This window comes from Streptomyces sp. NPDC104761, assembly GCF_055583445.1.
In genome coordinates this window covers 30,355-55,498 of sequence record NZ_JBVJNZ010000009.1, presented here as the reverse complement: position 1 = coordinate 55,498, position 25,144 = coordinate 30,355, and the positions used below count along the sequence as shown (strand labels likewise).

Annotated in this window: 24 protein-coding genes; 12 read left to right on the top strand and 12 right to left on the bottom strand. The window is 73.0% G+C overall.

The features are described from left to right. Positions 1-4: 4 nt before the first annotated feature. The 4 genes from hisD to ACZ63F_RS24220 all read left to right on the top strand — a co-directional run bounded on the left by hisD (position 5) and on the right by ACZ63F_RS24220 (position 5,127). The gene (gene hisD / locus ACZ63F_RS24235) at positions 5-1,357 is read left to right on the top strand and encodes a histidinol dehydrogenase (RefSeq protein ID WP_469713648.1); all 1,353 of its coding nucleotides are present in this window, start codon (positions 5-7) and stop codon (positions 1,355-1,357) included. Further along, entirely contained in the window at positions 1,342-2,115 is a 774-nt protein-coding gene (locus ACZ63F_RS24230) for an SDR family NAD(P)-dependent oxidoreductase (RefSeq protein ID WP_469713647.1), read from the top strand. The genes hisD and ACZ63F_RS24230 overlap by 16 nt, the downstream gene beginning before the upstream one ends. Before the next feature lie 280 nt (positions 2,116-2,395). Then, complete coding sequence (locus ACZ63F_RS24225) at positions 2,396-4,309, top strand: hypothetical protein (protein ID WP_469713645.1); 1,914 nt, start codon at positions 2,396-2,398, stop codon at positions 4,307-4,309. Between the two features lie 68 nt (positions 4,310-4,377). Then, positions 4,378-5,127 carry a class I SAM-dependent methyltransferase gene (locus tag ACZ63F_RS24220; protein ID WP_469713644.1) on the top strand — a complete coding sequence of 250 codons (750 nt, stop codon included), beginning with the start codon at positions 4,378-4,380 and terminating at the stop codon, positions 5,125-5,127. Here ACZ63F_RS24220 and ACZ63F_RS24215 read toward each other — a convergent pair. The 7 genes from ACZ63F_RS24215 to ACZ63F_RS24185 form a co-directional block, all read right to left on the bottom strand. Then, positions 5,097-5,840, bottom strand: coding sequence for a GntR family transcriptional regulator (locus tag ACZ63F_RS24215; RefSeq protein WP_469713642.1), 744 nt, complete (start codon positions 5,838-5,840; stop codon positions 5,097-5,099). The two genes, ACZ63F_RS24220 and ACZ63F_RS24215, sit on opposite strands and share 31 nt — an antisense overlap. 182 nt (positions 5,841-6,022) lie before the next feature. Beyond that, positions 6,023-7,213: a serine hydrolase domain-containing protein gene (locus ACZ63F_RS24210; protein WP_469713640.1), complete on the bottom strand. Its 1,191-nt coding sequence runs from the start codon at positions 7,211-7,213 to the stop codon at positions 6,023-6,025. An 87-nt stretch (positions 7,214-7,300) separates the two neighbouring features. Continuing rightward, positions 7,301-7,705: a nuclear transport factor 2 family protein gene (locus ACZ63F_RS24205; protein WP_469713638.1), complete on the bottom strand. Its 405-nt coding sequence runs from the start codon at positions 7,703-7,705 to the stop codon at positions 7,301-7,303. A 13-nt stretch (positions 7,706-7,718) separates the two neighbouring features. Further along, positions 7,719-8,687 (bottom strand): acetylxylan esterase, encoded by a 969-nt coding sequence (locus tag ACZ63F_RS24200; protein ID WP_469713636.1) that lies wholly within the window; start codon positions 8,685-8,687, stop codon positions 7,719-7,721. A gap of 337 nt (positions 8,688-9,024) precedes the next feature. Next, the gene (locus ACZ63F_RS24195; RefSeq protein ID WP_352360604.1) at positions 9,025-9,612 is read right to left on the bottom strand and encodes an Rv1733c family protein; all 588 of its coding nucleotides are present in this window, start codon (positions 9,610-9,612) and stop codon (positions 9,025-9,027) included. Positions 9,613-9,822: 210 nt separating this feature from the next. Continuing rightward, on the bottom strand, positions 9,823-10,596 hold the full coding sequence (locus ACZ63F_RS24190) for a ferredoxin reductase (protein ID WP_469713635.1): 774 nt from the start codon (positions 10,594-10,596) through the stop codon (positions 9,823-9,825). Further along, positions 10,589-11,194, bottom strand: a complete 606-nt coding sequence (locus ACZ63F_RS24185) for a sulfite oxidase-like oxidoreductase (protein WP_469713633.1) — start codon at positions 11,192-11,194, stop codon at positions 10,589-10,591. The genes ACZ63F_RS24190 and ACZ63F_RS24185 overlap by 8 nt, the downstream gene beginning before the upstream one ends. A gap of 170 nt (positions 11,195-11,364) precedes the next feature. Between ACZ63F_RS24185 and ACZ63F_RS24180 the strand changes: the two genes are divergently transcribed. Beyond that, positions 11,365-12,288 carry an NADP-dependent oxidoreductase gene (locus tag ACZ63F_RS24180; protein WP_469713632.1) on the top strand — a complete coding sequence of 308 codons (924 nt, stop codon included), beginning with the start codon at positions 11,365-11,367 and terminating at the stop codon, positions 12,286-12,288. Beyond that, entirely contained in the window at positions 12,285-13,034 is a 750-nt protein-coding gene (locus ACZ63F_RS24175; protein WP_469713630.1) for a GNAT family N-acetyltransferase, read from the top strand. The genes ACZ63F_RS24180 and ACZ63F_RS24175 overlap by 4 nt, the downstream gene beginning before the upstream one ends. On the opposite strand, the gene ACZ63F_RS24170 is transcribed toward ACZ63F_RS24175, so the two are convergent. Beyond that, complete coding sequence (locus ACZ63F_RS24170; RefSeq protein WP_469713970.1) at positions 12,995-13,396, bottom strand: MarR family winged helix-turn-helix transcriptional regulator; 402 nt, start codon at positions 13,394-13,396, stop codon at positions 12,995-12,997. The two genes, ACZ63F_RS24175 and ACZ63F_RS24170, sit on opposite strands and share 40 nt — an antisense overlap. A 140-nt stretch (positions 13,397-13,536) precedes the next feature. Between ACZ63F_RS24170 and ACZ63F_RS24165 the strand changes: the two genes are divergently transcribed. Both ACZ63F_RS24165 and ACZ63F_RS24160 read left to right on the top strand, forming a co-directional pair. Continuing rightward, a complete protein-coding gene (locus ACZ63F_RS24165) occupies positions 13,537-14,619 on the top strand; it encodes an ABC-2 transporter permease (protein WP_469713629.1) in 1,083 nt (360 codons plus the stop codon). A 34-nt stretch (positions 14,620-14,653) separates the two neighbouring features. Continuing rightward, entirely contained in the window at positions 14,654-15,445 is a 792-nt protein-coding gene (locus ACZ63F_RS24160) for a putative protein N(5)-glutamine methyltransferase (protein WP_469713627.1), read from the top strand. Between the two features lie 322 nt (positions 15,446-15,767). Here the strand turns inward: ACZ63F_RS24160 and ACZ63F_RS24155 are convergent, their stop codons facing one another. Both ACZ63F_RS24155 and ACZ63F_RS24150 read right to left on the bottom strand, forming a co-directional pair. Beyond that, complete coding sequence (locus ACZ63F_RS24155; RefSeq protein WP_469713626.1) at positions 15,768-16,514, bottom strand: hypothetical protein; 747 nt, start codon at positions 16,512-16,514, stop codon at positions 15,768-15,770. Positions 16,515-16,676: 162 nt separating this feature from the next. Beyond that, the gene (locus ACZ63F_RS24150; RefSeq protein ID WP_469713625.1) at positions 16,677-18,755 is read right to left on the bottom strand and encodes a SpoIIE family protein phosphatase; all 2,079 of its coding nucleotides are present in this window, start codon (positions 18,753-18,755) and stop codon (positions 16,677-16,679) included. 273 nt (positions 18,756-19,028) lie between these two features. On the opposite strand from ACZ63F_RS24150, the gene ACZ63F_RS24145 reads away from it, so the two are divergent. The 4 genes from ACZ63F_RS24145 to ACZ63F_RS24130 all read left to right on the top strand — a co-directional run bounded on the left by ACZ63F_RS24145 (position 19,029) and on the right by ACZ63F_RS24130 (position 23,083). Further along, positions 19,029-19,901 (top strand): hypothetical protein, encoded by an 873-nt coding sequence (locus ACZ63F_RS24145; RefSeq protein WP_469713624.1) that lies wholly within the window; start codon positions 19,029-19,031, stop codon positions 19,899-19,901. 118 nt (positions 19,902-20,019) lie between these two features. Beyond that, complete coding sequence (locus ACZ63F_RS24140) at positions 20,020-20,388, top strand: hypothetical protein (RefSeq protein WP_469713623.1); 369 nt, start codon at positions 20,020-20,022, stop codon at positions 20,386-20,388. 105 nt (positions 20,389-20,493) lie between these two features. After that, positions 20,494-22,509 (top strand): NADPH-dependent 2,4-dienoyl-CoA reductase, encoded by a 2,016-nt coding sequence (locus tag ACZ63F_RS24135; protein ID WP_469713622.1) that lies wholly within the window; start codon positions 20,494-20,496, stop codon positions 22,507-22,509. 22 nt (positions 22,510-22,531) lie between these two features. Then, positions 22,532-23,083 (top strand): PadR family transcriptional regulator, encoded by a 552-nt coding sequence (locus ACZ63F_RS24130; protein ID WP_351956358.1) that lies wholly within the window; start codon positions 22,532-22,534, stop codon positions 23,081-23,083. Positions 23,084-23,125: 42 nt separating this feature from the next. Here ACZ63F_RS24130 and ACZ63F_RS24125 read toward each other — a convergent pair whose 3' ends face one another. Together ACZ63F_RS24125 and ACZ63F_RS24120 are read right to left on the bottom strand one after the other, a co-directional pair. Next, a complete protein-coding gene (locus ACZ63F_RS24125; RefSeq protein WP_469713620.1) occupies positions 23,126-23,701 on the bottom strand; it encodes a hypothetical protein in 576 nt (191 codons plus the stop codon). Positions 23,702-23,881: 180 nt separating this feature from the next. Further along, positions 23,882-24,844 carry a fibronectin type III domain-containing protein gene (locus tag ACZ63F_RS24120; RefSeq protein WP_469713618.1) on the bottom strand — a complete coding sequence of 321 codons (963 nt, stop codon included), beginning with the start codon at positions 24,842-24,844 and terminating at the stop codon, positions 23,882-23,884. Between the last annotated feature and the right edge of the window lie 300 nt (positions 24,845-25,144).

The following is a 25,144-nucleotide window of genomic DNA, read 5'->3' as shown; positions in this document are numbered from 1 at the left end:
AGTTGTGGCAGAGATCCTGAAGCACGCCGTGCCCAAGGCCGAGGTGGCCGCCTCCCTCGACCAGGTACGCGAGACGGTCGCCGGTGTCATCGCCGACATCCGCGAGCGCGGTGACGCGGCCGTCCGTGAGTACTCCGAGAAGTTCGACAAGTGGAGCCCCGGCTCCTTCCGGCTGAGCACGGAGGAGGTCGAGAAGATCGTCGCCTCGGTGCCGCAGCAGGTCATCGACGACATCACGTTCGTGCAGGAGCAGGTCCGGAACTTCGCCCGCCACCAGTACGACTCGATGGGCGAGTTCGAGGTGGAGACGCTGCCGGGCGTCAAGCTGGGCCAGAAGCACATCCCCGTGCAGGCGGCCGGTGCCTACATCCCGGGCGGCCGCTACCCGCTCACCGCCTCCGCCCACATGACCGTCGTCACCGCCAAGGTGGCGGGCGTGCCCCGGGTGGTCGCCTGCACCCCTCCCACCCGCCGCCCGACCGCCGCCCCTCAAGGACGCGCTACGCGCGGCTGGCTGGATTCCGGCGAGATCCCCGCCGCCACCGTCGCGGCCATGCACCTGGCCGGCGCCGACGAGATCTGGCTGCTCGGCGGCGTCCAGGCGGTGGCCGCGATGGCCGTGGGCACCGCCACCATGGAACCCGTCAACCTCATCGCGGGCCCGGGCAACGCCTACGTCGCCGAGGCCAAGCGCCAGCTGTTCGGCGAGATCGGCATCGACCTGTTCGCCGGGCCGACCGAGATCCTGGTCCTCGCCGACGACCAGGCCGACCCGTTCGTGTGCGCGGTCGACCTGCTCTCGCAGGCCGAGCACGGCCCGGACTCTCCGGCCGTCCTGATCACCACCTCCCGCGAGGTCGCCGAGCAGACCATCGCGGAGGTCGAGCGCCTTCTCCCCGGCATGCCCACCCGCGACTACGCGGAGCCCGCCTGGCGCCACCACGGCCAGGTGCACGTCGTCGGCTCCATCGACGAACTGTACGAACTCGCCGACACGTTCGCCTTCGAACACGTCGAGGTGCTGACCGCCGAACCGCGCCTCGCGCTGGAGCGGATGACCCAGTACGGCGCACTGTTCCTCGGCGAGGGCACCTGTGTGTCGTTCGGCGACAAGGTCATCGGCACGAACCATGTGCTGCCCACACGTGGTGCCGCCCGCTACACCGGTGGCCTGTGGGTGGGGAAGTACCTCAGGACAGTCACCTACCAGGAGGTCACCGACACCGCCTCGCAGGCCCTGCTCGGGCGGCTGTGCGGGCGCGCGTCGCGGGTCGAGCTGTTCGAGGGCCACGCCCGCTCGGGTGACGTACGGGCCGCGCGGGCCGCGGGCGACGCGCTGCCGTGGCACGAGGCGTGAGCCTGGAGGGCCGTACGGCCCTGGTCACCGGCGGGGGCGGTCCGCTCGGCCGGGCCTTCGCGCTGGCGCTCGCCGACGCCGGGGCCCGGGTGATCCTCGCCGGCCGCGACGAGCGGGCCCTCGCCAAGGCCGCGGCCAAGGCCGGCGCGGCGGCCCGTACGGCCGTGTGCGACGTCTGCGACCCCGACTCCGTGCGCGCGCTCGCCGCCGGACTCGCCGACGAGGACGTGTCGTTGCTCGTCAACAACGCCGGCGTCGCGGGACCGGTGCGACCCCTCGTCGACATCGAACCGGGCGAGTGGGACGACGTGTTCGCCGCCAACGTCCGGGGCGTCTACCTCATGTGCCGGGCGTTCCTGCCGCCCATGCTCGCCGCCGGCCGGGGCGACATCGTCAACGTCGCCTCCGTCAGCGGCAAACGGCCGCTGCTCAACCGCACGCCGTACACCGCCTCCAAGATGGCGCTGATCGGCCTCACCCGGACGCTGGCGGGCGAGGTGGGCCCGCGGGGCGTCGCGGTCAACTCCCTCTCCCCGGGCCCGGTCCGCGGACCCCGCATGGACCGCAACTTCCGGCTCACCGCCGAACTCACCGGCTGCACCGTCGAGGAGGCGGAACGGGACTTCGCCTCCCGGGCGGCCCTCGGCCGGCTGGTGGAGGAGGACGAGGTCGCGCGGGCCCTGCTCGCCATGCTGGCGATGCCCGGACTGTGCGGGGCGGACATCGACCTGTCGGCGGGGATGATCGCCCCGGCGTAGGCGAACGGCGCACCAGGCGGGCGGACGGCGCGCGGGCCGTCCGCCCCGCCGGCGTGCGCGCCCGCCGCCGGGGACTGTGGCCACTCTGTGTGAGTGCCATGAAGTGGGCCGCCCGATCCGAGGCATCGGGTTCCGGGATGCGTGTGTGCAAGGCCTGTCCCGGTTCTACCGGGACTGATTCACTCCACCCTGCGCACCCCCGGTGCCTTCGTCGCCCTGGTTCCGACCGGCGGCCCATTACTCTGCGCGACGGCGCACTCCCTCCGTGGAAAGGCCTGCAATGACGCTGACATCCCGACGCTCGTTCCTGATCGCCGGTTCCGCCGCGACCGCGGCCGTGCTCGTTCCGGTCGCCTCCGGCACCGCCACCGCCACCGCCGCGCCGAAGGCGGCGGGCAGGACGATCTCCGTCGCCGCGGGGGAGACCTACGAGCTCGCCGCCACCACCCGGGTGAGCCGGCTGACCATCGGCGACGGCGGCAGGATCGTCGCCCCGGACGGGTACGACATCAGCCTCACCGTGGACGGCGTGGAGACCGGCCAGCTGCTCACCGCGACCGGCGCCACCGGCACCCTCATCCAAGCCGGCACCTACGACGGTGACGTCGTCCTCACGGTCGCCGAGTCCCACGACGTCACCTACCAGACGCTGACCTTCCCGTTCCGGCAGGCCCTGTACGTCGGTTCGGACGGAGTCGACTCCGCGAAGTCCGTGCTCTCCGCCGTGCGCGGCGGCAAGGTCACCGACACCGCCGCGCGCCACGTGTCGATCGCGTCCACCGGCGAGTGCTTCAACGGCGTCTACGTCGAGAGCGGCGACTACACCCTCCAGAGCCCCACCATCACCCTCGACGGCAACGGCCGCTCGGACTTCGCCGGGTACGGAGCGGCCGTGGTCGGCGACGGCTCCGCGACCAGGCTGGTCGTGGACGGCGCCCGGATCAGCAACAAGGGCGTGGTCCGCACCACCGTCATAGCCGACGGCGGCGCCAACGTCCTCGTCAAGGACTCCTTCCTGCGCGCCCGCAACGGCGTCCTGCCGGCCGACTACCAGGCCACCGTCGAGACCCCGTACATGGAGTCGGTGCCCTGGATGCTGGGCCTGGACGGCAACGTCCGCGCCACCAACCTGATCGGCGCGGGCAGCATCGCCACCTACCTCAACTCGACCGTGTTCTCCGAGACCTGGGGTGCCCTGTCGGTCGAGGGCGGCAGCGGCCTGAAGCTGACCGCGATCAACAGCCACGTCGGCAACACCGGCGACTACGGCTACGGCACCTACGCCATCGGCGACGCCACCGTCCGCGTCCTCGGCTCCCGCTTCGACGTCGGCTCCTACGCGACGATCATCGCCGGGCCGGCCGCCGTCGTGCACTACGGCGACAGCACCCGCGACGCCGTCGCCGCCCTCAACGCCGAGCTGGAACTCGGCCTGTCCGAAAGCGAGGTGCGGAGCATCCCGGAGCGCAGCACGGTGGTGAACTCCGGCCGCTTCGGCTACATGTTCTTCGGTGCCGGACAACTCACCCTGGACGGCGGCACCGTCGTCAACTCAGAGCGGGCCACCTTCCTCAACAAGGGCCAGCAGACCGCCATTTCGGTGGACGGCTCGCACGGCGCCCGGCTCAACCCGCGGGACGGCGTCATCCTCCAGATGATCGAGCTGGACGACCCGGGCCCGGTCAACGTCAATGGCAGGATGATGAACATCGGCGTCTACACCGAGCCCACCACCGACCCGGTGAAGAACACCTCGTTCGACGTCACCGCCGTCCACTCCACCGACGGCGCCGCCACCTTCAGCGCCATCGGGCTGAAGGGTGACTTCTACAACGGCATGCGGAGCGGCAAGAACATGGTCCTCACCTTCGAGGACTCGTCCGTCGAGGGCGTCATCTCGGCGACCAGGGCCAGGCACCGGGTCTCCTCGATCGACTCGTCCACCTTCTACGAGCTGGGCATCGTCACCAACACCGTGCAGGCGGCCGTCAACAACGGCGTGGTGGTGAAGCTGAACAGCGGCTCCACCTGGACGGTCACCGGGACGTCGTACCTGACCAGCCTCACCCTCGCGGCGGACGCGGCCGTGCGGGCGCCGCGCGGCCGGACCGTGAAGCTGACGGTCGACGGCACCGAGACGGCGATCACCGCGGGCTCCACCTACACGGGCGCCCTCACGCTCACCGTGGCGTGACACCGCACGGCACGGGCGCGGCCCCCGACGGGCCGCGCCCGCGCCGTGCGCTCCCGTAAGCTGGCCGGATGTTCAGCCCCGAAGGCCCGAGCCTCCGTGAACTCGCCGTCCAGGCCCTGTCCTCGGTCGAGCGCGGCTACGACCTGCTGGCCCCGAAGTTCGACCACACCCCGTTCCGGACGCCCGACCCGGTGCTGGACGCGGTCGCGAAGGCGCTCACCCCACTCGGCCCCTTCGAGGACGGCCTCGACCTGTGCTGCGGGACGGGAGCCGGCACCGGCGTCCTGGCCCGGGTGTGCCGGCACGGCGTCACCGGTGTCGACTTCAGCGCCGGCATGCTGGAGATCGCCCGCCGGCAGCCCCCGCCCGAGGGCCCGGACATCACCTACGTGCGCGCCGACGCCCGGGCCCTGCCGTTCGGGCCCGACTTCGACCTGGTCGTCAGCTTCGGGGCGTTCGGCCACTTCCTGCCCCGCGAGCTGCCCGGCCTCTTCGGCCAGGTCCACGCGGTGCTGCGGCCGGGCGGTGCCTTCGCCTTCCCGGTGCTCGCGCCGCCGCGGCCCAGCAGCCCCGGATACTGGATGCTGCTGGGCTTCGACGCCGTGATGCGGGTCCGCAACGCCCTGTGGCGGCCCCCGTTCGTCATGTACTACCGGGCCTTCCGGCTCGGCGCCGTACTGGCGGAGCTGGCGCGGGCCGGATTCACCGTCGAACTGTCCGCGCTGCCCGAGTTCGGCCAGCGCGGCGACGGCAGCCCGCGTGCCCGGCTGGTCGTGGCCCGGAGCGGTCAGCTCGCGGCGGGCACCGTGAACTCGTAGACCAGCGCGTCCAGCTGGGCGTCCACCACCAGGTCGGTGATCTCCAGCGGGCGGGCGTACTGGTCGTGCACCCGGCGGGTCACCCGAACCGAGGACGCGTCCGCGACCTGCGTGATGGAGTCCCGGTGGTGCAGGGTGAGGCCCGCCTTGCGCATCCAGTCGTAGGCCCGGCGCAGCTGCGCGGCGGCACAGCCGTCGGCCCGGTCCCGGTAGCGGCCCAGTTCCTCGACCTCGGTCAGGGCCACCACCGAGAACGAGGTCACGGCGGTGCGCAGAGCGTGACCGTCGGGGGAGGCGGACTCGTAGCGGTGCACCAGGGTCGGCCGGTGCGGGGCCAGCCCCAGCGCCGCCGCGTGTTCGGGCGGCGGCTCCTCCCAGGTCACCGTGGCCCGGTCGACCGCGCCGTGTTCCGTGGGCCCGGCACCCACCGGGAAGGCCAGGGAGACCGGGCTCTCCACCGGACGGCCGTGCAGCGTGGCGTGGCTGCCGCGCCGGTCGGTGGCCACCAGCCCGCTGTGCCGCAGCACCTCCAGCGCCTGCCGGACGGTCTCCCGGCTGACCCCGAAGTGCCGCGCCAACTGCCGTTCCGCCGGCAGCCGTTCCCCGGGCGGCAGGGTGCCGTCGCGCAGTTCGCCGAGGAGTTGTGTCGCGATCCGCCAGTACAGGGGCTGTCCTTCGCTCTCGGAGTGGTCGTGGGGGGTGGTGCGGGCCATGCCGCGCCTCCTGAAGGTGACAGGGCTTGGTCACCGGGGCCCGGGGGCGAGCAGGCTGGGGCTCGCCGCCGGGCCATGATGACAAGACGTAGCCGTGCGGGTTCGTTCCGCGACCACATCTAGCATTGGTCTAAACCATCAGGGAAGAGCGGCCGACGGGTTCGGCCGAAACCGTGCGGGCCTCACAGACACGCGTAAACGGCGTTGACCAGGGCGGTCTTCCTCGGGTCGTCCGCGATCCGCGGCCCCATGCGGTTCATGACATATCCGAGGGAGACCCCCGCTTCCGGGTCGGCCAACCCGCAGGAGCCACCGAACCCGTCGTGCCCGAAAGCCCGCGGGTTCGGCCCGTACGAGCCGTTCGGCCCGCTCAGCCAGAGCCCCAGCCCGACCTCGGTCTCGTGCTCGAAGCCCGCCCCCAGCACCAGGTCACGGCAGCTTCCCTGGCCCTCCCGCACCCGCTCGGCCGCCTCCGGCGACAGCACCCGAAGGCCGCCGTACGCCCCGCGGCCCGCGAACACCCCGTACAGCGCCGCGACCGCCCGGGCCGTGCCGTGCCCGTTGGCCGCCGGGATCTCGGCCGCCCGCCAGGCGGGGGTGTTCGCCGCGGCCGCGCCCACTCCCGGGTTGGCCAGGGCGGCGACCGCGGCGGGCGCCAACTGGCTGAAGATCGCAGCCTGTTCGCTGTCCGACACGACCCGGGGATGCACCAGCTCGGCCGCCCGCCCGGACTCCTTCTCCGGCAGCCCGACCGTGAAGTCGATCCCCAGCGGCCCGGTGACCTCCCGCTCCAGGAACGCCCCCGGCAGCAGCCCCGACACCCGCCGCACCACCTCGCCGACCAGGAAGCCGTAGGTCAGCGCGTGGTAGCCGGACCTGGTCCCCGGCTCCCACCAGGGCTCCGTCGCCGCCAGCCGGGCGGTCGTCAGCTCCCAGTCGTACAGGTCCTCGAGCGAGTGCGGCTCGCGCAGCCCGGACAGCCCGGCCCGGTGCGAGAGCAGGTGGCGGACCAGGACCCGCTCCTTGCCGGCCGCCGCGAACTCGGGCCAGTAGTCGGCCACCGGGGCGTCGAGATCGAGCAGCCCCCGGTCGGCAAGGACGTGGGCACACAGGGCCACCGGGCCCTTGGTGGTGGACCAGACGTTGACCACGGTGTCCCGCTCCCACGCCCGGCTGCGCGCCGGATCCGCCCAGCCGCCCCACAGATCCACCACCGTCTCACCGTCGGCCGTCACCGCGACGGCGGCGCCCAGCTCCTCCCGGTCCCGGAAGTTCTCCTCGAACGCCTTCCGCACCGCCGCGAACCGCGGATCGCAGTGGCCGTGGACCTGGACTTGGGGCTGTGACTGCGGCTGTGGCTCGTGCTGGGACATGCGCCCTCCGTCGTACGCCGGAAACCGGACCGCGACGCTGCGGCCCGGGCACCCCGAACGTACCGACTGGTCGGACTGGAGGGAAGGTCAGAGGAGGAAGAGCCGCCCGGCCGGTTCCTGGTGCCCGTCCGCGGTGTGCCAGTAGTCCCGGGTCTCCACCGCGAGCCCCCGCCCGTCGAAGCGCACGAAGACGCACCCCGCCAGCGTGACCGCCGCACTCTCCTCCTCGGACCGCACCCAAAACTCCGCCGCCGCGGTCCCGTCCGGGCCCACCAGCGGTGCCGAGAACCTGACGTCCGTCACCCGCTCCGCCTCGAACGACCAGCGCAGATAGGCGGCGAGTTCGTCCCGGCCCCGGTGCGGGGCGCGAAACGGCATCGAGCGGTGCACACAGTCCTCGGCGTACAGGGCGAGCAGCGCGTCCACGTCGTGCGCGGCCCAGCCCCGCTCCCAGACCCTGACGAACCGCTCCGCGGCCTCCCGCGTGTCCAATTCCGCCGCCTGCTCAGACGTACGAGCGCAGCCAGCGCGCCTTGGCCGCCTCGTGGTACGGGCCGCCGCCCTCGTGGTCGTTGAAGTCGTACACCTCGATGGTCTTGTCCCCGTGCGCCCAGGAGTTGAAGGCGGCGAAGACCGTGGAGGGCGGACAGGTCTGGTCCTCCAGGGCCGCTGAGAACAGTGCCGGGGCCCGGCCGCGCGCCGCGAAGTGCACCCCGTCGAAGTAGGACAGGGTGTGCTGCACGTCCGCCGAGCGGCCGCGGTGCGTCTTCAGGAACAGGGCGATCTCGCGGTACGGGTGACGGTCGGTCAGCGTGGTGGCGCGCGGGAAGTCGCACAGGAACGGCACGTCCGGCGCGACCGCGACCAGGTCGGGCACCAGACCGCCGACGGCGATGGTGATCCCGCCGCCCTGGCTGGCGCCGAGCGCCACGGTCCGCGCGGCGTCGGTCAGCGGATGCGAGCGGGCCGCCTCCACCGCGCGGACCGCGTCCGTGTACACCCGGCGGTAGTAGTAGTTCTCGGGCGCGTCGATGCCCCGCGTCATGAACCCGGGGTAGGCCGGCCCGCCGCCGACCGGGTCGGGGGTGCCGCCCCCGCCGCCCCAGGCGCTGCCCTGCCCGCGGGTGTCCATCGTGAAGTGCGCCCGCCCCGTCGACGCCCACAGCAGGTTCTCGTGCGCCAGCCCGCGCCCGCCGCCGTACCCGACGAACTCCACCACCAGCGGCAGCGGTTCGGTGGTGCCGGCTGGCAGCCGCAGCCACCCCTTGACCGGATGGCCGCCGAACCCGGCGAAGGTCACGTCGTAGACGTCGACCGTGGACAGCCCGGCGTCGACCGGCTCGAAACGGGCGCCGAGATCGTGTGCGCGGGCTTCCTGGAGCGTCTTGGACCAGAAGGCGTCGAAGTCGTCGGGCGCCACGGACGTGCTGCGGTACTCGCTCAGCTCGTCGAGGGGCAGGTCGAACAGGGCCATCAACAACCGCCTTGGAGAAGGGTAGGTGCGGATGATCACACCGTACGTGGGTGATCCGATGAATCGCCAGGCCTCTGCGCCGTCCGAAAACTGCGAAAAAGATCCTGCCGTCAGCTCTTCAGCCGCTGGTCAGGTACGCCGGGCCGGCAAGCGTGGACGGGGGGCGGAGGAGTTCCGCACCGCCGGGCGGCGAGGGCCGGTGGTCGGGTCACCTCGTGGTCGGGTCACCTCGATCGCAGGGGCGGCCACAGAGTCCGGCGCCCGGACGCGGACGAGGGCGGTGGCGGGACGGGGAGGGACGCGGATCGGTCCACGCGGGCGGCACGGGCGGGGTGTCTCAGGCCCGGCCGCGGGTCCAGTCCGGTCCGGTGCGCGCCCACTCCTGCTCCCACTCGGCGAGCCGGTGGCGCAGCGCCACCCGGCGCACGATGCCGTGCCCGAGCAGCACCACGGCCGCCGCCCCGCTCGCCCCGCACAGGCCCACGGTGACCGTGTGCTGCCACACGGCGACGTCGTCGGGCGGCGGGGCGACCGCGTGCCCCTGCCGGTCGAACCACACGTCCACCGCGTCACCGGTCCGCGTGCCCGCCGGCACCCGGGCCAGGGCGGTCTGCGTGCCCTCGCCGGGCACGGTCCAGCGGACATTCGTCTGGTAGGCGTGCGCCTGGTCGCCGCCCTGCACCGACGGCAGCTGCTCCGGGGTGCCGCCGACGACCACGGCCCGGACCATGTGCCGCTCGGAGCGCTGCACCGCCGCCACCGACTGCGCCTGCCCATGGGCCCAGAGCCCCGCCAACGCACCCACCAGCGGCCCACCCACGCACAGGAGGACGGCCACGGCCAGCGCGATCCACGCTTCCACCACGTCTGACCTGCGCCGCAGCGGGTTGTACCGCCAGCGCCAGCCACGCACCCGGGTACGCATGTCGACCTCCTCGCCGCCACAAGAGCCGGAGGGCCGGACAGCCGGTCCGCAGCTCCCAGCGTGCCCCCGCTCGCATGCGAGCGTCCACAGGGGACTGGTACCCCGTACGGAGCACCTCGCCCACCGCCGGAGGGACGGATGCGGCACCGGCTGAAGCACGGGTTCCGGCGCGCGCCGCCCACCCGTGCCGGCGCCCCGGCACGCCGCCGCTCAGCCGAAGCGCTCGATGCGGATCCGGTCCACCGGCTGCCCGGCGGCCACGAGCAGTCGTGAGGCATCCTCGGCGAACCCGTTGGAGCCGCACACATAGGCCTCCCACCCGCCCTCGGGCTGCTCGGCCAGGAGCGGGGCCACATGGGCGGCGGACACACGTCCCACCGGCACACCCCGGGGTGCGGCGCGGGTGAACACGGTCGTGGTCTCCGCGCCGAGCTCCCGCGCGTAGATCAGCTCCTCGGGGGAGCGTGCCGACACCACCATGCGCAGCGGCACGTCCAGGGCCCGGTTCCGGTGGTGCCGGACCATCGACATCAGCGGTACGACCCCGGAACCGGCGCCGAACAGCAGCGCGGGCCGGTCGCCTGGCCAGGCGAAGAAGCCGCTCAGCGGGCCGCGCACCTCGACGGTGTCGCCGGGCCTGGCCACCGTGTGGAACCAGCCGGAGACCTCGCCGCCCGGGACGTGGTCCAGGGTCAGCTCGATGTGCCCGGAGCCGTCCGGCGCCGAGGCGAGGGAGTAGTGACGCTGGGCCGTGTAGCCGTCGGCGGCGGTCAGCCGCAGCATCAGGTGCTGCCCCGGCAGATGCCCCGCCCAGGCCGGCACCGCGAACCGGAAGGTCGCCGCGTGCGGGGTCTCGCGCCGTATCCCGGTGAGGGTGGCCGGCTGCCACTCCGCGGCGGCCTGCCCGCCGACCTCGATGCGGCCGGGGACCGCGAAGCGCGTCGGGGGAGCGAAGGCGGCCCTGGTGGTCCTCGTCTCAGTCACCGGCGTACCTCTGCTCCTGCCACGGGTTGCCCCGCGCGTGGTAGCCGTTGCGCTCCCAGAAACCGGGTTCGTCGTGGTCGAGGAGGGTGAGGCCGGCGATCCACTTGGCGCTCTTCCAGAAGTACAGGTGGGGCACCAGCAGCCGTGCCGGGCCGCCGTGCTCGGCGGGCAGCGGCTCGCCCTCGTACTCGAAGGCGATCCAGGCCCGCCCGCCGGTGAGGTCCGCGAGCGGCAGGTTGGCGGTGTAACCCGTGTGCGAGTAGGCGACGGCATGTGTGGCGGACCCATGGGGGCGCACCACATCGAAGAACGCGTCCAGCGAGACGCCGCCGAACCGCACCCCGAACTTCGACCAGCTCGTCACGCAGTGGATGTCACCCTCGTAGGCCGACGCGGGCAGCGCGTGCGCCGCGTCCCAGTCCCAGGTACGGGGCTCGGCCACCAGACCGTCGATCCGCAACGACCAGTCGCCAGGCGCCAGTTCCGGCGTCACCTCGGCGGACAGCACGGGCCAGTCGTCGCCCGTGTCGTACTGGCCGGGCGGCAGTCCGGCGTTGTGGACTCGGGGGCGGCCTGCGAAGCCTCGGGTGACGTTCATGCTTCAACCGTACGGTGTCCGGCCGGGTGCTCCCGCCCAGGTCAGGCCGCCGATCATTGCGGCCGTATGAACGATCCGCGGATGCGGGAATAGCCGTCGTGCGCTGATCCTTGCCGCTGAGTGCCGCTGCCGGGGACACCGGCGACAGCACCAGAGAGCGAGGAAACAGGATGCCCAAGGCGTACGTCTACACCAGGCACGGCGGGCCCGAGGCCGAGGCATTCGCCGAGCTGGACCGGCCCGTTCCCGGCCCCGGCGAACTGCTGATCGCGGTCCGTGCGGCGGGGGTCAACCCCGTCGACTGGAAGCTGCGGGGCGGTTTCCGCCGCCCCGGCGAGGGGGAGCCGCGCTTCCCGGTCGTCCTCGGCAGCGAGGCAGCCGGTGTGGTCGTGGAGACCGGTGAGGGCGTCACCGGCTTCGCGGCCGGCGACGCGGTCTTCGGCAACACGTCCGGCGGCGCGTTCGCCGAGTACGCCCTGCTGACGGCGTCCGTGACGGCGCACAAGCCCGCCGCGCTGTCCTTCGCCGACGCCGCGACCCTGCCGGTCGCCGCGGCCACCGCCTACGACGGCGTGCGCCAGCTCGACCTGCCCGAGGGCGCGACCCTGCTGGTCACCGGCGCGGGCGGCGGGGTCGGCGCGGCCGTCCTGCAGATCGCGCACGCCTGGGGCCTGCGGGTGGTCGGTGTGGCGAGCGAGGCCAAGAAGGATCTCGTCGAGTCGCTGGGCGCCGTGCACGTGGCCTCCGGCCCCGACCTGGCCGACCGGGTGCGGGCCGTCGCACCCGACGGCGTGGACGGCGTCTACGACCTGGTCGGCGGGGAGGTGCTCGCCGAGGCGGCCGGTCTGCTCGCCGACCGCACCAAGCTGATCACCGCGGGCGCCGCGCCCGAGACCGTGGCCGCACTGGGCGGTTCCCGGGTGGCACGCGCCCGGACCGCCGCCGTCCTGGACGAGGTGGCCGAGCTCGTCGTGGCCGGTGAACTCGACCCGCACGTCTCGCGGACCTTCCCGCTGGACCGGGCCGACGAGGCGCTGCGCGCCGTCGAGGAGGGGCACGCCCTCGGCAAGATCGTGATCGAGGTCGGCGTATGAGCGTCCCGCAGGCCCGCGAGGACGCTCCGCACGTCCTGGACAACCCGGCCCGCGCCTCGCTCACGGGCCCGCACGCCCGCTTCGCCGAGCGGCGCGGGCGGATCCTGCGCTATCCGGTCGACGTCTCCCCGTGGCTGGCGCTGCCCGACGATCCCGACGCCGACGACTGGGCGGACCTCGCCGCCCTGGCCGGCCCCGGCGCGGAGGTCCCGCTGCCCGGCTACCGCGGCGCACTCCCCGAGGGCTGGGAGCTCACGATGAACATCGCGGGCGTCCAGCTGGTGGACGAGGGCATGGCCGCCGTCCCGGAGCCGGCCGCGGTCCGGCTCGGGCCGGCCGACGTACCCGAGATCCTCGACCTGATCGAGCGCACCCGCCCCGGCCCGTTCCTGCCCCGCACCATCGAACTGGGCACCTACCTGGGCATCCGCCGCGACGGCAGGCTGATCGCGATGGCGGGGGAGCGGCTGCACCCGCCGGGCTGGACCGAGATCAGCGCGGTCTGCACCGACCCGGCACACCGCGGCGAGGGCCTCGCGACCCGGCTGATCCGCGCCGTCGCGCACGGCATCCGGGAACGCGGCGAGACACCCTTCCTGCACACCGGAGCCCAGAACACCACCGCGATCCGGCTGTACGAGTCGCTCGGCTTCCGCCTGCGCCGCCGTACCGCCTTCGTCGCGGCCAGGGTGCCGGAGCCGCTCGGTCAGCCGTCGGCGGAACCGGCCGGGGTACCGGCGTTGTAGCGCTCCAGGTATCCGGCGAACCTGACCAGGTCCGCCTCCGGCCAGTCCGCCAGCCGCTCCCGGAAGGCGGCCCGGCGGCTGTGCGTGACCTGGGCCAGGATCTCCTCGCCCGCATCCGTCAGATGCAGCACCTGGACCCGGTGGTCCTCCGGGTCCAGGCGCCGCTCGATCAGCCCCGCCCGTTCCAGTGCCGCCACCTGCCGGCTGACCGTCGACTTGTCCAGCGCGTAGTGCGTGGCCAGGTCGGTCGCCCGGCAGCCGCCGCGCTCCTCCAGGTGTCCGAGCAGCGTGTACGACACCAGCGACAGCTCGGGGTGCATGCGCCCGGCCGAGGCCCGGGCCCGGCGCGCGAACGCCGTCATCTCTCGCTGGATGGTCTCCACTGCCGTCTCCGCCGTTGTCACGGGAATACCTCCTCCGACGGTCTAGTTGTATAGTACAACTTGACAGTGAGCTGTATAAGCCAACCAGTTTGGCCGGAAGGTTCTGGAGGTCGTACGCGATGAGGTCGCCGGCGCTGCGCCATGTACTCACGCACCTGATCACCCCGCTGCTGATGTGCCTGGGCATGGGGCTCGCCTATATGGGCGCGTTCGTCCACCCGGAGCCGAACCACATGCCGGTGGCCGTGGTCGGTGCCGGACCGCAGGCGAAGGTGTTGGCGCAGACCATCAAGGACGCCGCCGGTGACAAGCTCGACGTCCGAACCGTTCCCACCCGTGCCGCGGCCGTCGACCTGCTCAGGTCCCGTACCGTGACCGGCGCCTACGTGCCGAGTGCCAAGGCCCCGGAGCTGATCGTGGCGACCGCCGCCTCCGACACGGGCGCCACGGCCGTCGAGCAGGTCTTCACTCCGGTCGCCGGCAAGGAGGGCGCCGTCCTCAAGGTCACCGACGTCGCCAAGCCGGTCGCCGACGACCCCACGGGACAGGGCCTCTTCTTCCTGCTCATCGCCGTGAGCATCGGCTCCTACGCCTCCGTCGCAGCCCTCGGCGCGGCCGGAGCCGCGCTCCCCATGCGGATACGCGCCCTGCTCGCGCTCGGCGTCTCGGCCGTCGTCAGCGGCATCGGCGCGTTCCTCGCCGGACCGGTGTTCCACCTCGCCCAGCACGACCTGGCGGGCGTCTGGGGCATGGCCTGGCTCTACTCCGCGGGCATCCTGCTCATCGGCGTCGGCCTGCACACCTTCCTCAAGCGGTGGACCACGCTGACCATGATGGTGCTGTTCGTGATGCTCAACTTCACCAGCTCCGGCGGGTTGTTCCGCCCCGAACTGCAGAACGGCTTCTTCGGCACCCTGCACGCCTTCTGGAACGGCGCCGGTTTCGTCGAGGGCGTGCGCAGCCTGCTCTACTTCGGCAGCGACGGCCTCGGCCGCAACGTCTGGACCCTCGCGGTCTGGCTGCTGGCCGGCCTCGCGGTCACGGTGATCGCGGCGGCCTACGAGCGGACCAAGGCGGCGGCCGCCCCCGCGGTCGTACCGCAGGTCCCTGCCGGACGGGCCGTCGAGGCGGCGGAGGCCGACACGGGGGCCGAGGCCGAGACGGAGGCCGAAGAGGAGGCGGAGGAGACGGTCGGCGTCTGACCGGTGGGCCGGCGCCCGGATAGGCTCGCCCGTGATGACCTCACTCTCCGATTCCGACACCACCACCGCCGTCGTCTCCGCGCTGCGCGCAGCCGGCTGCGTCTTCGCCGAGGACGAGGCGGAGCTGATCCTCACGACCGCCGGCACCCCGGACGAACTGGCCGCCATGGTGGCCCGGCGCGCCGCCGGACAGCCCCTCGAACACGTCCTCGGCTGGGCGGAGTTCCACGGGCTGCGCATCCTGGTGGAACCAGGCGTGTTCGTACCCCGCCGCCGTACCGAGTTCCTGGTCGACCAGGCCCTCGCCCAGGCGCCCGGGGCGGCCGTCGTCGTCGACCTGTGCTGCGGCTCCGGCGCGGTCGGCGCGGCCCTCGCCGCCGCCCTCGGGGACGCCGAGCTGTACGCCGCCGACATCGACCCGGCCGCCGTCGCCTGCGCCCGCCGCAACATCGCCGCCTACGGCGGCCACGCCCACACCGGCGACCTGTTCGACGCCCTGCCCGCCGCGCTGCGCGGCCGGACCGGCATCCTCGCGGCCAACGTGCCCTACGTCCCCAGCGGCGAGGTGGGACTGCTGCCCGCCGAGGCCCGCGAGCACGAGCCGCTGGTCGCCCTCGACGGTGGTGGCGACGGACTCGACGTGCTGCGCAGGGTCGCCGCGGGAGCCCGCGAGTGGCTCGCGCCGGGCGGCTGCGTCCTGGTCGAGACGAGCGAGCACCAGGCCGAGGACGCCGTGCGAACGTTCCGGCGCGCCGGGCTGACCACCCGGCTCGCGGTCTCGGAGGAGCTGTACGCGAACGTCGTGATCGGGGTGCGCGCCGACTAGACGCTGCGCTGGGCCGCGATCTGCTCGAAGGGCCTTGATCTGCCGTCTGCCGTCTGCCGTCTGCCGTCTGGCGTGCGCCGTCCGTCGTCTGCGGCGCCGTCGTGGCTGGTCGCGCAGTTCCCCGCGCCCCTTTGGGGCGCTTCCCAGCCGTAGCGGCCCAAGGGGGCGCGGTCCGACGGCAGCCGGCAGGGGGCGCGGCCCCGCCGTAGCGGCTCAGGGGGGCGCGGTCCGATGGCAGCGGCCAGGGGGTGTGCCCCGCCGTAGCGGTTCAGGGGGCGTGGCCCGGTCGTCGCGGCTCTGGGGGTTGTTCGGCCGTGGTGGGTCAGGTGGTGGCTCCGTTGCCCGAGGGGCTCGGGGATGGTGAGCGGTCGCCGGGGTGGTGCCAGGGGCCGCCGTGGTCGTGCACGCGGGAGCCGGGGCCCATGCCGGTGAGGTCGCCCGAGAACGCGGCGGACGCGGTCCGCCTGCCGTCGGCGCCGCGGGTGCCGACCAGGAACGCCTTCGCGTGCTTCTTCAGCGTGTCGGAATCGCCCCGCACCGTGACGTCCGAGCCCACGGTCCATGTCCACGCCGTGCCGTCGTCGCTCTGCACGGTGACCTGGTCGCCGTCCACGTTCTCGACCGTGCCCCGCTGCCAGATCCGTACCACGTACTTGCCGGTGTCCGGGTCCTTGACGGTCGCCTCGCCGTGCACGCCGATGCCGCCCATGCCGAACCAGCCGTGCCCGGGCCCGCGCCCGTCCGGCGCGGAGGGCGCCGGCGAGGCACCGGAGGCGGCCGGGGACGCGGCGGAGCCGCTGCTGCCGGAGCCTGCGGCGAACGCCACCGTGCCGCCCAGGGCCAGTGCCCCGGCGGCCAGCGCCACGGTCACCGCGCGCACGCGGAAGGACTGGCGGCGCCACCGGTCGCGCAGCGGCGCGCCCGGCTCCCGGTCCGGTCCCGCCAGGACTTCCGGCGGGGTACCCCACTCCGGGGCGGCGCCCTGCGGGGGGCGGTCGGGCATCGGCGGGATCGGCGGTTCGGTTCCGTCGACGTCACGGCGGTTTTCCTGCTCCGGTTCGTGCGTCACGGCTCGCTCCCATCGGCGAACGGCGGCACGCGGCATCGCGCGACGCATGCCTCTCTGTGAATTGTGGGAGGTTGCCGATAAGAACCCGGTAATCAGTTCCTGTGAATTCGATGAATCCGCATCGGGGCAGGAGCTGCGTCCCGCGCCCCGGCAGCCTCCCGGCTACGGCAGTTCCCGGGCCCGCGCGATGAGCAGTGCCACGTCGTCGTGGTTGTCGGGGTGGTGCAGCTCCCGCAGCAGCAGGTCGCAGACCTCCTCCAGCGGGCGGGCCGGTCCGTCGAGCAGGGCCAGCAGTTCGTCGAGGCGTTCGTCCAGGGAGTGGCTGCGCGTCTCCACCAGGCCGTCGGTGTAGAACACCAGCTCGTCGCCGGGCTCGAAGTCGACGGACGTGGTGGCGAAGGCGACCCCGCCGACGCCCAGCGGGACCCCGGTGGGCAGGTCGAGGAGCTCCGGCGGACGGCCGGGCCGGATCCGCGCCGGGGGCAGGTGGCCGGCGTTGGCGATCCGGCACCGGCGCAGTTGCGGGTCGTAGACGGCGTAGACGCAGGTCGCGATGGAGTGGTCGAGGCCAGACGTGGTCTTGTCCAGGTTTTCCAGGAGGACCGCCGGGTCGAGGCCCAGCGCGGCCAGGGTGGTCGTCGCGGTGCGCAGTCTGCCCATCGTCGCGGCAGCGTTGATGCCGCTGCCCATCACGTCGCCCACCACGAGTGCCGTTCGCCCGCCGTCCAGCGGAATGACGTCGAACCAGTCGCCGCCCACCTCGACGGTGGCGCCCGCCGGCTGGTAGCGGGAGGAGACCTCCAGGCCGGGGGTGACCCGGGGGTGGGCGGGCAGCAGGCTGCGCTGGAGGGTCAGCGCGGTGGTGCGGGCGTTCTCGTACCAGCGGGCGTTGTCGATCTGGACGGCCGCGCGCGCCGCCAGTTCCCGGGCCAGCAGCAGATCGTCGTCGTCGAAGGACGCCGGATTGCGGGTGCGCTTGAGGTCGAGCGCGCCCAGAACCTCGCCGCGCGCGATGAGCGGCACCGCCAGATACGAGTGCACTCCGGACCGGCCCAGCAGCACCGAGGCCTCGGGGGAGGGGGCGATCCGCGCCAGGTCCTCGTCCTTGGCCTGCGGGACGACGACGGCCTCCCCGGTCCGTACGCACGCCGTGATCAGGCGGTCCGGCGCGTACCGGGCGACCGTCCCCGGCGCGTCCGCGGCCTGGACCGCGTCCGCCTTCTGCTCCGCGCGCACGGCGAGGGCCCGCAGCACGGCGGGCTCGGCCGGGCCGAGGGTGCCGCTGCGGCCCTCGACCACCGCGTCCAGCAGCTGCACGGCCGCCACGTCGGCCAGCTCCGGCACGGCGACGTCGGCGAGCTCCCGGGCGGTGCGCTCCAGGTCCAGGGTGGTGCCGATACGGGTGGAGGCGTCCGCGATCACGGCCAGCCGGCGGCGCGCGTTCTCGGCCTCGACACCGGCCCGGTACGGCTCGGTGATGTCCACCACCGAGGTGGCCACGCCCAGCACGTTGTCCAGCGCGTCGTCGAGCCGGTAGACCGACACCGACCAGATGTGCTCCACGTCCGGATCGGCCGGCGTACGGCCCACCGCGGACTGGTCGATGACCGGCTCACCGGTCCGCAGTACCCGCAGGTAGGCAGCCTCCAGCGCGTCGGCGTCCAGCGAGGGCAGTACCTCGCGGATGGTCCGCCCCACGTGCTCCTCGGCCGGGACCCCGTTCATCCGCTCCATCGCCGGGTTGACCGACACGAAGCGCAGGTCCGTGTCGAAGACGGCAAGACCGATCGGCGACTGCTGCACGATCCGTTCGGACAGCGCCACGTCCTGCTCCAGCCGGCGCACCGTCGACTGGTCGGCCGCCAGGCCCAGCGCGAACACGTCGCCCTTGTCGTCCATGAGCCGCATGTTGCGGAACTCGACCACATGGGTGGAGCCGTCCTTGTGGCGGATCGGGAAGCCGCCGGCCCAGCTCCGCCCGGTGCTCATCACGTCCGCGAACAGCTTGCCGACCAGTTCGATGTGGCGTTCGTGCACCATCAGCCGGGCCGCGTACTGGCCGAGCGCCTCCTGTGCCGAGTAGCCGAACAGCTCCTCGGCCTGCGGGCTCCACAGCGCGATCCGGCCCTTGGCGTCCAGCACGACCGAGGCCACGTTCAGGACGTCCAGCAGCCCGCCCGGCCGCACGGGCCCGCGCACGGGCTCCCGGCCCCCCGGCACCGCGGCCTCGGCTGGACTCATCGCAGGCACCGCCTTCGGACTTCCGCACGGCACGCCGTCCCCCGTGCGGACTCTCCTCGTTCTATCGCGCTCACCCCCGACTCTCCGATGCCACCGCCGACCTTTCCACCATCTCTCACCACGACGGCATCCGTACCGCGAAACGACCACAGGGACGGCAGAGGCGTGAGTTCACCTTCCCGACCCGTCATTGGTCTGTACATGCCCATCAGGTCGGCGCCAGACTGGCCGGCGCACGCGCGTCCCACCCCCGATACCGAGGAGTAGGCTTCCATGCCCGCGTCCACCCGGCAACGTTGTCGCGCAGGCCTGACCGCCCTGGTCGCCCTCGCCACCACCCTGGTCCTCGCGACCGCCGCCCCGGCCTCCGCGGCCGACACCTGGACCGAGACCGGCTCCGACCACGCCGATGCGCTCCGTGAGAGCCAGGGCCTGACCTCGGTCGAGGTCCCGGCCGGCAGCCCCAACCGGTACACCGGTGCCGGCACCATCCCGCTCGACGTCTACTCCCGCGGCTGGAACCACGTCGGCGACCCCGACGAGTCCTACGACGGCTACTACGTCGAGCCGTACCAGGCGGACTCCAGCACCTACAAGATGTACCGGGTGCAGGCGCCCGACGGCACCTGGTCGGAGTACGTCCACACGCTCGTCTCCGGCGAGGCCCTCAACAACTCCTGGTCCGCCATCACGCCCGACAGCCAGTACATGCTCTCCGGCGAGTACGGCACGATGACCCGCTTCCTTGTCTTCCCGACGCCGGGCGCCAACAAGAGCACCTCGCCGTCCGCGAACCTCCCGCTGGCGTCCGTCGTCAACCTGGACCACGCCGTGCGCGACGTCCAGGGCTGCGACTTCTCCAGCGCCACCACGCTCCTGTGCTCGTCGGACGACCCGGACGGCAGCCTCTTCGGCTACACCAAGCCGCTGCTGCAGATCGACCTGTCCGCGCAGCCCGGCTCCACGAACGTCACCGGACACGTCACGGCGCTGCGCCAGCTCCCGCTGCGCAGCTCCTGCTCGGGCACCTTCGAGGCCGAGGGCATCGACTACGACCGGCGCACCGGCATCCTGCGCGTCGTCGTGATGTCGCCCGGCTTCTGCGTCCTCACGGACAGCATGACCTACAAGTTCACCCGGAGCTGAGCCCGCGGCCGCCGGTGGCGGGTGGTGCAGGGCCCGGAGATCGGTGCTTTTCTGTTGGCATGGCGCGGTGCGCGGGGAGCCGTGGCACCGCGCCATCGCCATGAGAGGAGCGATCACGATGGACCGTGTGCCCACGCACGAGGAACCCGTCTCCCTCGAGATCAGTGGATGCAACAAGGAGGACGCCCGGATCGTGTTCGACGCGCTGCGCCAGTGCTTCGAGTCCGACCGGGCCGCCGACGACGTGCCGCAGCAGCTCCACGAGACCCGCCCGATGGTGTGGCTCGGCACGTTCGAGGTCACCGACACCCACGAGTGCACCCCGCCGCCCCGGCTCTCGGCCACGGTCGAGGCCGACGCACAGGGCGGTTACTGGGCCATCAGCCGGCTGCACAGGACCCTCGACTCCCTGTTCACCGTGCGGAACCTGTCCTCGGCGTCCGGGGACCAGGAGAGGGAACTGCACGTCCTGCTCGAAAGCCGGTGAGCGGTGATCTGGGACACGTAACCCCGAGGGTGTTGTGCAACTAGTTGCATAATCCGTGCGCGGTCCTCTACAACTACGGTGACGACACCGCGCACGGAGGCCCCCATGAGCCGTTACCCGAACCTGCTGAAACCCCTCGACCTCGGTTTCACCACACTCCCCAACCGGGTGCTCATGGGCTCCATGCACGTGGGCCTGGAGGAGGCCGAGCGCGGCTTCGAGCGGATGGCGGAGTTCTACGCGGCCCGGGCCCGCGGGGGAGTCGGCCTCATCGTCACCGGCGGCATCGCGCCCAACGACGAGGGCCGGCCGTACGAGGGCGGCGCCAAGCTCACCACCGACGAAGAGGCCGCGCAGCACCGGGCCGTCACCGAGGCCGTACACCGCGAGGGCGGCCGGATCGCGATGCAGATCCTGCACTTCGGCCGGTACGCCTACCACCGCGACCTGGTCGCCCCGAGCCCCCTCCAGGCCCCGATCAGCCCCTTCGCGCCCCGCGAGCTGACCGACGCCGACGTCGAGCGCACCGTCGGCGACTACGTCCGCGCCGCCCGCCTGGCCCGGCAGGCCGGTTACGACGGCGTCGAGATCATGGGCTCCGAGGGCTACCTGATCAACGAGTTCATCGCCGCGCAGACCAACCACCGCACCGACCGCTGGGGCGGCTCCTACGAGAACCGGATGCGGTTCCCCGTCGAGATCGTCCGCCGGGTGCGCGAGGCCGTCGGCGACGACTTCATCATCGTCTACCGGCTGTCCATGCTGGACCTGGTCCCCGGCGGGTCGACGCTGGACGAGGTCGTCACGCTCGCCAAGGCCGTCGAGGCGGCCGGGGCGACCATCATCAACACCGGCATCGGCTGGCACGAGGCCCGCATTCCCACCATCGCCACCTCGGTCCCGCGCGGCGCCTACACCTGGGTCACCAGGAAGCTGATGGGCGCGGTGTCCGTCCCGCTGGTCACCACCAACCGCATCAACACCCCGGAGGTCGCCGAGGAGCTGCTCGCCGAGGGCTTCGCCGACATGGTCTCCATGGCCCGCCCGATGCTCGCCGACCCCGACTTCGTCAACAAGGCCGCGGCCGGCACGCCCGAGGCCATCAACACCTGCATCGGCTGCAACCAGGCCTGCCTCGACCACACCTTCAGCGGGAAGATCACCTCCTGCCTGGTCAACCCGCGCGCCTGTCACGAGACCGAACTGGTCCTCGCCCCGACCCGGCTGAAGAAGCGCGTCGCGGTCGTCGGCGCCGGACCGGCCGGCCTCGCCTGCGCGGTGTCCGCCGCCGAACGCGGCCACGAGGTCACCCTGTTCGACGCGGCGGCCGAGATCGGCGGCCAGCTGAACGTGGCCCGCAAGGTCCCCGGCAAGCAGGAGTTCGACGAGACCCTGCGCTACTTCCGCCACCAGCTCGACGCGCACGGCGTGGACGTACGCCTGAACACCACCGTCGAGTCCGCGGACGTCACCGGCTACGACGAGGTCGTGGTCGCCACCGGCGTCACCCCGCGCACCCCCGACATCCCCGGCGCCGACCACCCCCGCGTCCTCGGCTACCTCGACGTGCTGCGCGACAACGCCCCCGTCGGCGACCGCGTCGCGATCCTCGGCGCGGGCGGCATCGGCTTCGACGTCGCCGAGTACCTCACCGACGGCGGCGACAAGGCGAGCGAGGACCCGGCGACGTACTTCAGGCACTGGGGCGTGGACATGGAGTACCAGGGCCCCGGCGGCCTGGCCGCCCCCGAGCGCCCGGCGCCCCCGCGCACCGTCCACCTGCTCCAGCGCAAGACCAGCAAGGTCGGCGCCGGACTCGGCAAGACCACCGGCTGGATCCACCGCACCGAACTCAAGCACCGGGGCGTCACCATGGTCCCGGGCGTGCAGTACGACCTGATCGACGACGCCGGACTGCACGTCACCGTCGACGGCGAGAGCACCGTCCTGGAGGTCGACACCGTCGTGCTGTGCACCGGGCAGGAACCGCGCCGGGGCCTGTACGAGGAGCTGGTCGCCGCCGGCCGCAGCGCGCACCTCATCGGAGGTGCCGACGTCGCCGCCGAGCTGGACGCCAAGCGGGCCATCAAGCAGGGCACCGAGCTGGCCGCCGCCCTGTAGCGCCCGTCCCTAGGATGAGCCCATGTCACTCCCGCACGCGATCCTCACCGCCCTGCTCGAACGGCCGTCGTCGGGGCTTGAGCTGACCCGCAGGTTCGACAGGTCGATCGGTTACTTCTGGTCGGCCACGCACCAGCAGATCTATCGCGAGCTCGGCCGGCTGGAGGCCGAGGGCTACATCCGCACGCTGCCGGCCGAGCAGCCGGCCCGTGGGCAGAAGAAGAGCTACGAGGTCCTGCCCGCGGGCCGCGCCGAACTGGCCCGCTGGACCGCCGCCTCCCAGGACCCCAAACCGCAGCGGGACGTGCTGCTGCTGCGGCTGCGCGCCGCCGCCGTCGTCGGCACCGCCGGCCTCGAGGCCGACCTGCGCCGCCATCTCGAGCTGCACCGGCGGCAGCTGGCCGAGTACGAGGAGATCCAGCGCCGCGACTTCCCGCCGGGCAAGGACGCCCCCGAGGACCGGCTGCGGCACCTGGTCCTGCGGGCCGGCATCGACCTGGAGACGTTCTGGACGCAGTGGCTCGGCCATGCCCTGGAGGAGTTCGGCGAACTGCCCGGCCCGTCCCGGTCCTAGGGGCCCTGCCGTCCCCTTCGCGGCCGCCCCGGGGCAGCACGTCTAGAGCCGGTACGGCTTCGAGCGCTTGCGCAGGTACCAGCCGGTGGCGATGACGCCGGAGCCGACCAGGGCGGCGCCGATGCCCAGCGTGAGCGGGCCGTAGTCGCGGGCGGCGCCGCCCAGGCCGCCCATCACCCCCCGGGCGGGGGCGGGCACGGCCGGCTTGGCGGCCGAGTTGACGGTCGAGTTGGCGGTGGAGGAGGTCGTCGGTGCGGCGGGGGCGGACGAGACGATCACCGACTGGGTGCCCGCCGTACCGCCGTTGGAGCAGACGACGACCACCGTGTAGGTGCCCGGCGACACCCCCGACCAGGCGGCGGACTGGCTCACCGTGGTGCCCGCCAGGGCCACCTGCCGTCCCTGGGCGAAGGCGGTCTGGCCGCTGTTGAGCAGCGAGGCGTTGCCCCAGCTGCCGTTGGACTGGGTGCAGGCGCTGGTGACCACCGACACCGTGGAGCCGATGGTGCTCACCGAGATGCCCGAGAGCGCGGCGGACGGGCCGGCGAACCAGGTCGGGAGAGCGGCGGCGGCCGCCAGGGTCAGGCCGGAGCGGAGGAGGAGTCGGGTAGTGCGCATGGTCTGCCCTCCGGCGGCACGGTCGGCGGTACGTCCCGTGCGCCGCCGAGGGTGGGGGAAACGCCCGTGCTGCCTCAGGTTCAGCGAAAGGGGCTCCGGTACGTCCCGCACCCGGAGGGCGACCGGCCAGGTGACGTCTTCCTCCGCCCGGCCCACGCCGAAGCGCGCGCCCGGCTCTCGTCAGGCCCCGGTCGTCCCGGTCCGCTCCGCCGACCAGCCGCCCCAGGTGCCGTCCGGCAGCCGCGCCCGGAGTCGCACCTGGTGCCGGACCCCGTGGTCCCGGCCCACATAGAAGCTGTAGGTCGAGCGTCCCTTCGGCGGAGTGCCGCCCCACACCAGCGAGGTGGTCGTACCGGCGTCCAGCCGGATCTGGTATTCGGTGACCACACCGTCCACCTGCGGTGGGTCCCACGCCAGATCGAGGTAGTAGGCCCCGCTCTGCTCGTGGGTCCGCGCCGTGAACGCGGTCGGCGCGGTGTCGCGGCCGTCGCCGCTGCCGGGCGTGGTGAGGCGTACCGCCGTGCTGGCGGGCGAGAGGTTGTCGGCCGCGTCCCGGGCCCGGACGGTGAAGACGTAGCGGGTGCCCGGCCGCAGCCCCATGACCACGGCCGCGGTCTGGTTCCCGCCCACACTGTGGATCTTGGCCCCGCCCTGCCAGATGTCGTACGACACCACGGCCCGGTCGTCCGTCGAGGCGCCCCAGGACAGCTGTACGGCACGGCTGCCCACGGCCCGGCCCGCCGGCCGCGGGGGCCGGGTCGGCGCGGAGCGGTCGGCCGCGACCATCGCGGGGGTGGTCGCCCGCACCGCACGGCTGCGCGGCCCGAGGCTGCCGTCCCCGCCCCGGGCCCGCACGGTGAACACGTACGCCGTGGACGGCCTGAGCCTGGTGACGTCCACCATGTGCTGGGAGCCGGGCACTTCCTCGACCTTCGTGGTGCCGCGATACACCTCGTAGGCGCGGATCCCGGAACCCTCCGGCAGCTCGTTCCACATGACGTGCACGCTGGTGGCGCTCCCGGCGGCCGCGGTCACCCCCGTCGGGGCACCGGGCAGCCGGCCGCTGTCGCCGTCGGCGGCCCGGCCCCAGCCGCAGGACGTCACGAACAGCAGGGCGCAGACCACGACGGCAGCTCGGCGCACGGTTCCGCCTCCCTCGGGGACGGCAGCACGGCAATGGTCCGGACCAATATGACCGCCCTGGGTGCGGACATCAAGAGGGCCGTCTTGCAGACGCCGGGGGAAAGTTACGTATGCTGAGGGTCCTGCGGTCGAACTTCCCCGGAGAACAGGGGAGTTCGCGTCTGTGGCGCGGAACGCTGTCGTCGCTGATCCCGCGCCGGCACGGGCGGCCGGGGCGGTCCGGGCCGGTACCGGCCCGGCGCCCCGGTCCTCGGCGGCCGCTCACGAAGTGTCAGTTTCGTTGCGCCGAACGGCCCTGTA

Excerpts from the sequence above, each read along its gene's own strand:
- ACZ63F_RS24200 (WP_469713636.1), bottom strand. The coding sequence starts at position 8,687 with ATGGCCCTGTTCGACCTGCCCCTCGACGAGCTGAGCGAGTACCGCAGC.
- ACZ63F_RS24150 (WP_469713625.1), bottom strand. The coding sequence starts at position 18,755 with ATGAGTCCAGCCGAGGCCGCGGTGCCGGGGGGCCGGGAGCCCGTGCGC.
- ACZ63F_RS24220 (WP_469713644.1), top strand. The coding sequence starts at position 4,378 with ATGTTCAGCCCCGAAGGCCCGAGCCTCCGTGAACTCGCCGTCCAGGCC.
- ACZ63F_RS24135 (WP_469713622.1), top strand. The coding sequence starts at position 20,494 with ATGAGCCGTTACCCGAACCTGCTGAAACCCCTCGACCTCGGTTTCACC.
- ACZ63F_RS24160 (WP_469713627.1), top strand. The coding sequence starts at position 14,654 with ATGACCTCACTCTCCGATTCCGACACCACCACCGCCGTCGTCTCCGCG.
- ACZ63F_RS24180 (WP_469713632.1), top strand. The coding sequence starts at position 11,365 with ATGCCCAAGGCGTACGTCTACACCAGGCACGGCGGGCCCGAGGCCGAG.
- ACZ63F_RS24145 (WP_469713624.1), top strand. The coding sequence starts at position 19,029 with ATGCCCGCGTCCACCCGGCAACGTTGTCGCGCAGGCCTGACCGCCCTG.
- ACZ63F_RS24140 (WP_469713623.1), top strand. The coding sequence starts at position 20,020 with ATGGACCGTGTGCCCACGCACGAGGAACCCGTCTCCCTCGAGATCAGT.
- ACZ63F_RS24195 (WP_352360604.1), bottom strand. The coding sequence starts at position 9,612 with ATGCGTACCCGGGTGCGTGGCTGGCGCTGGCGGTACAACCCGCTGCGG.
- ACZ63F_RS24175 (WP_469713630.1), top strand. The coding sequence starts at position 12,285 with ATGAGCGTCCCGCAGGCCCGCGAGGACGCTCCGCACGTCCTGGACAAC.
- ACZ63F_RS24185 (WP_469713633.1), bottom strand. The coding sequence starts at position 11,194 with ATGAACGTCACCCGAGGCTTCGCAGGCCGCCCCCGAGTCCACAACGCC.
- ACZ63F_RS24215 (WP_469713642.1), bottom strand. The coding sequence starts at position 5,840 with ATGGCCCGCACCACCCCCCACGACCACTCCGAGAGCGAAGGACAGCCC.
- ACZ63F_RS24210 (WP_469713640.1), bottom strand. The coding sequence starts at position 7,213 with ATGTCCCAGCACGAGCCACAGCCGCAGTCACAGCCCCAAGTCCAGGTC.
- ACZ63F_RS24125 (WP_469713620.1), bottom strand. The coding sequence starts at position 23,701 with ATGCGCACTACCCGACTCCTCCTCCGCTCCGGCCTGACCCTGGCGGCC.
- ACZ63F_RS24165 (WP_469713629.1), top strand. The coding sequence starts at position 13,537 with ATGAGGTCGCCGGCGCTGCGCCATGTACTCACGCACCTGATCACCCCG.
- ACZ63F_RS24170 (WP_469713970.1), bottom strand. The coding sequence starts at position 13,396 with ATGACGGCGTTCGCGCGCCGGGCCCGGGCCTCGGCCGGGCGCATGCAC.
- ACZ63F_RS24225 (WP_469713645.1), top strand. The coding sequence starts at position 2,396 with ATGACGCTGACATCCCGACGCTCGTTCCTGATCGCCGGTTCCGCCGCG.
- ACZ63F_RS24130 (WP_351956358.1), top strand. The coding sequence starts at position 22,532 with ATGTCACTCCCGCACGCGATCCTCACCGCCCTGCTCGAACGGCCGTCG.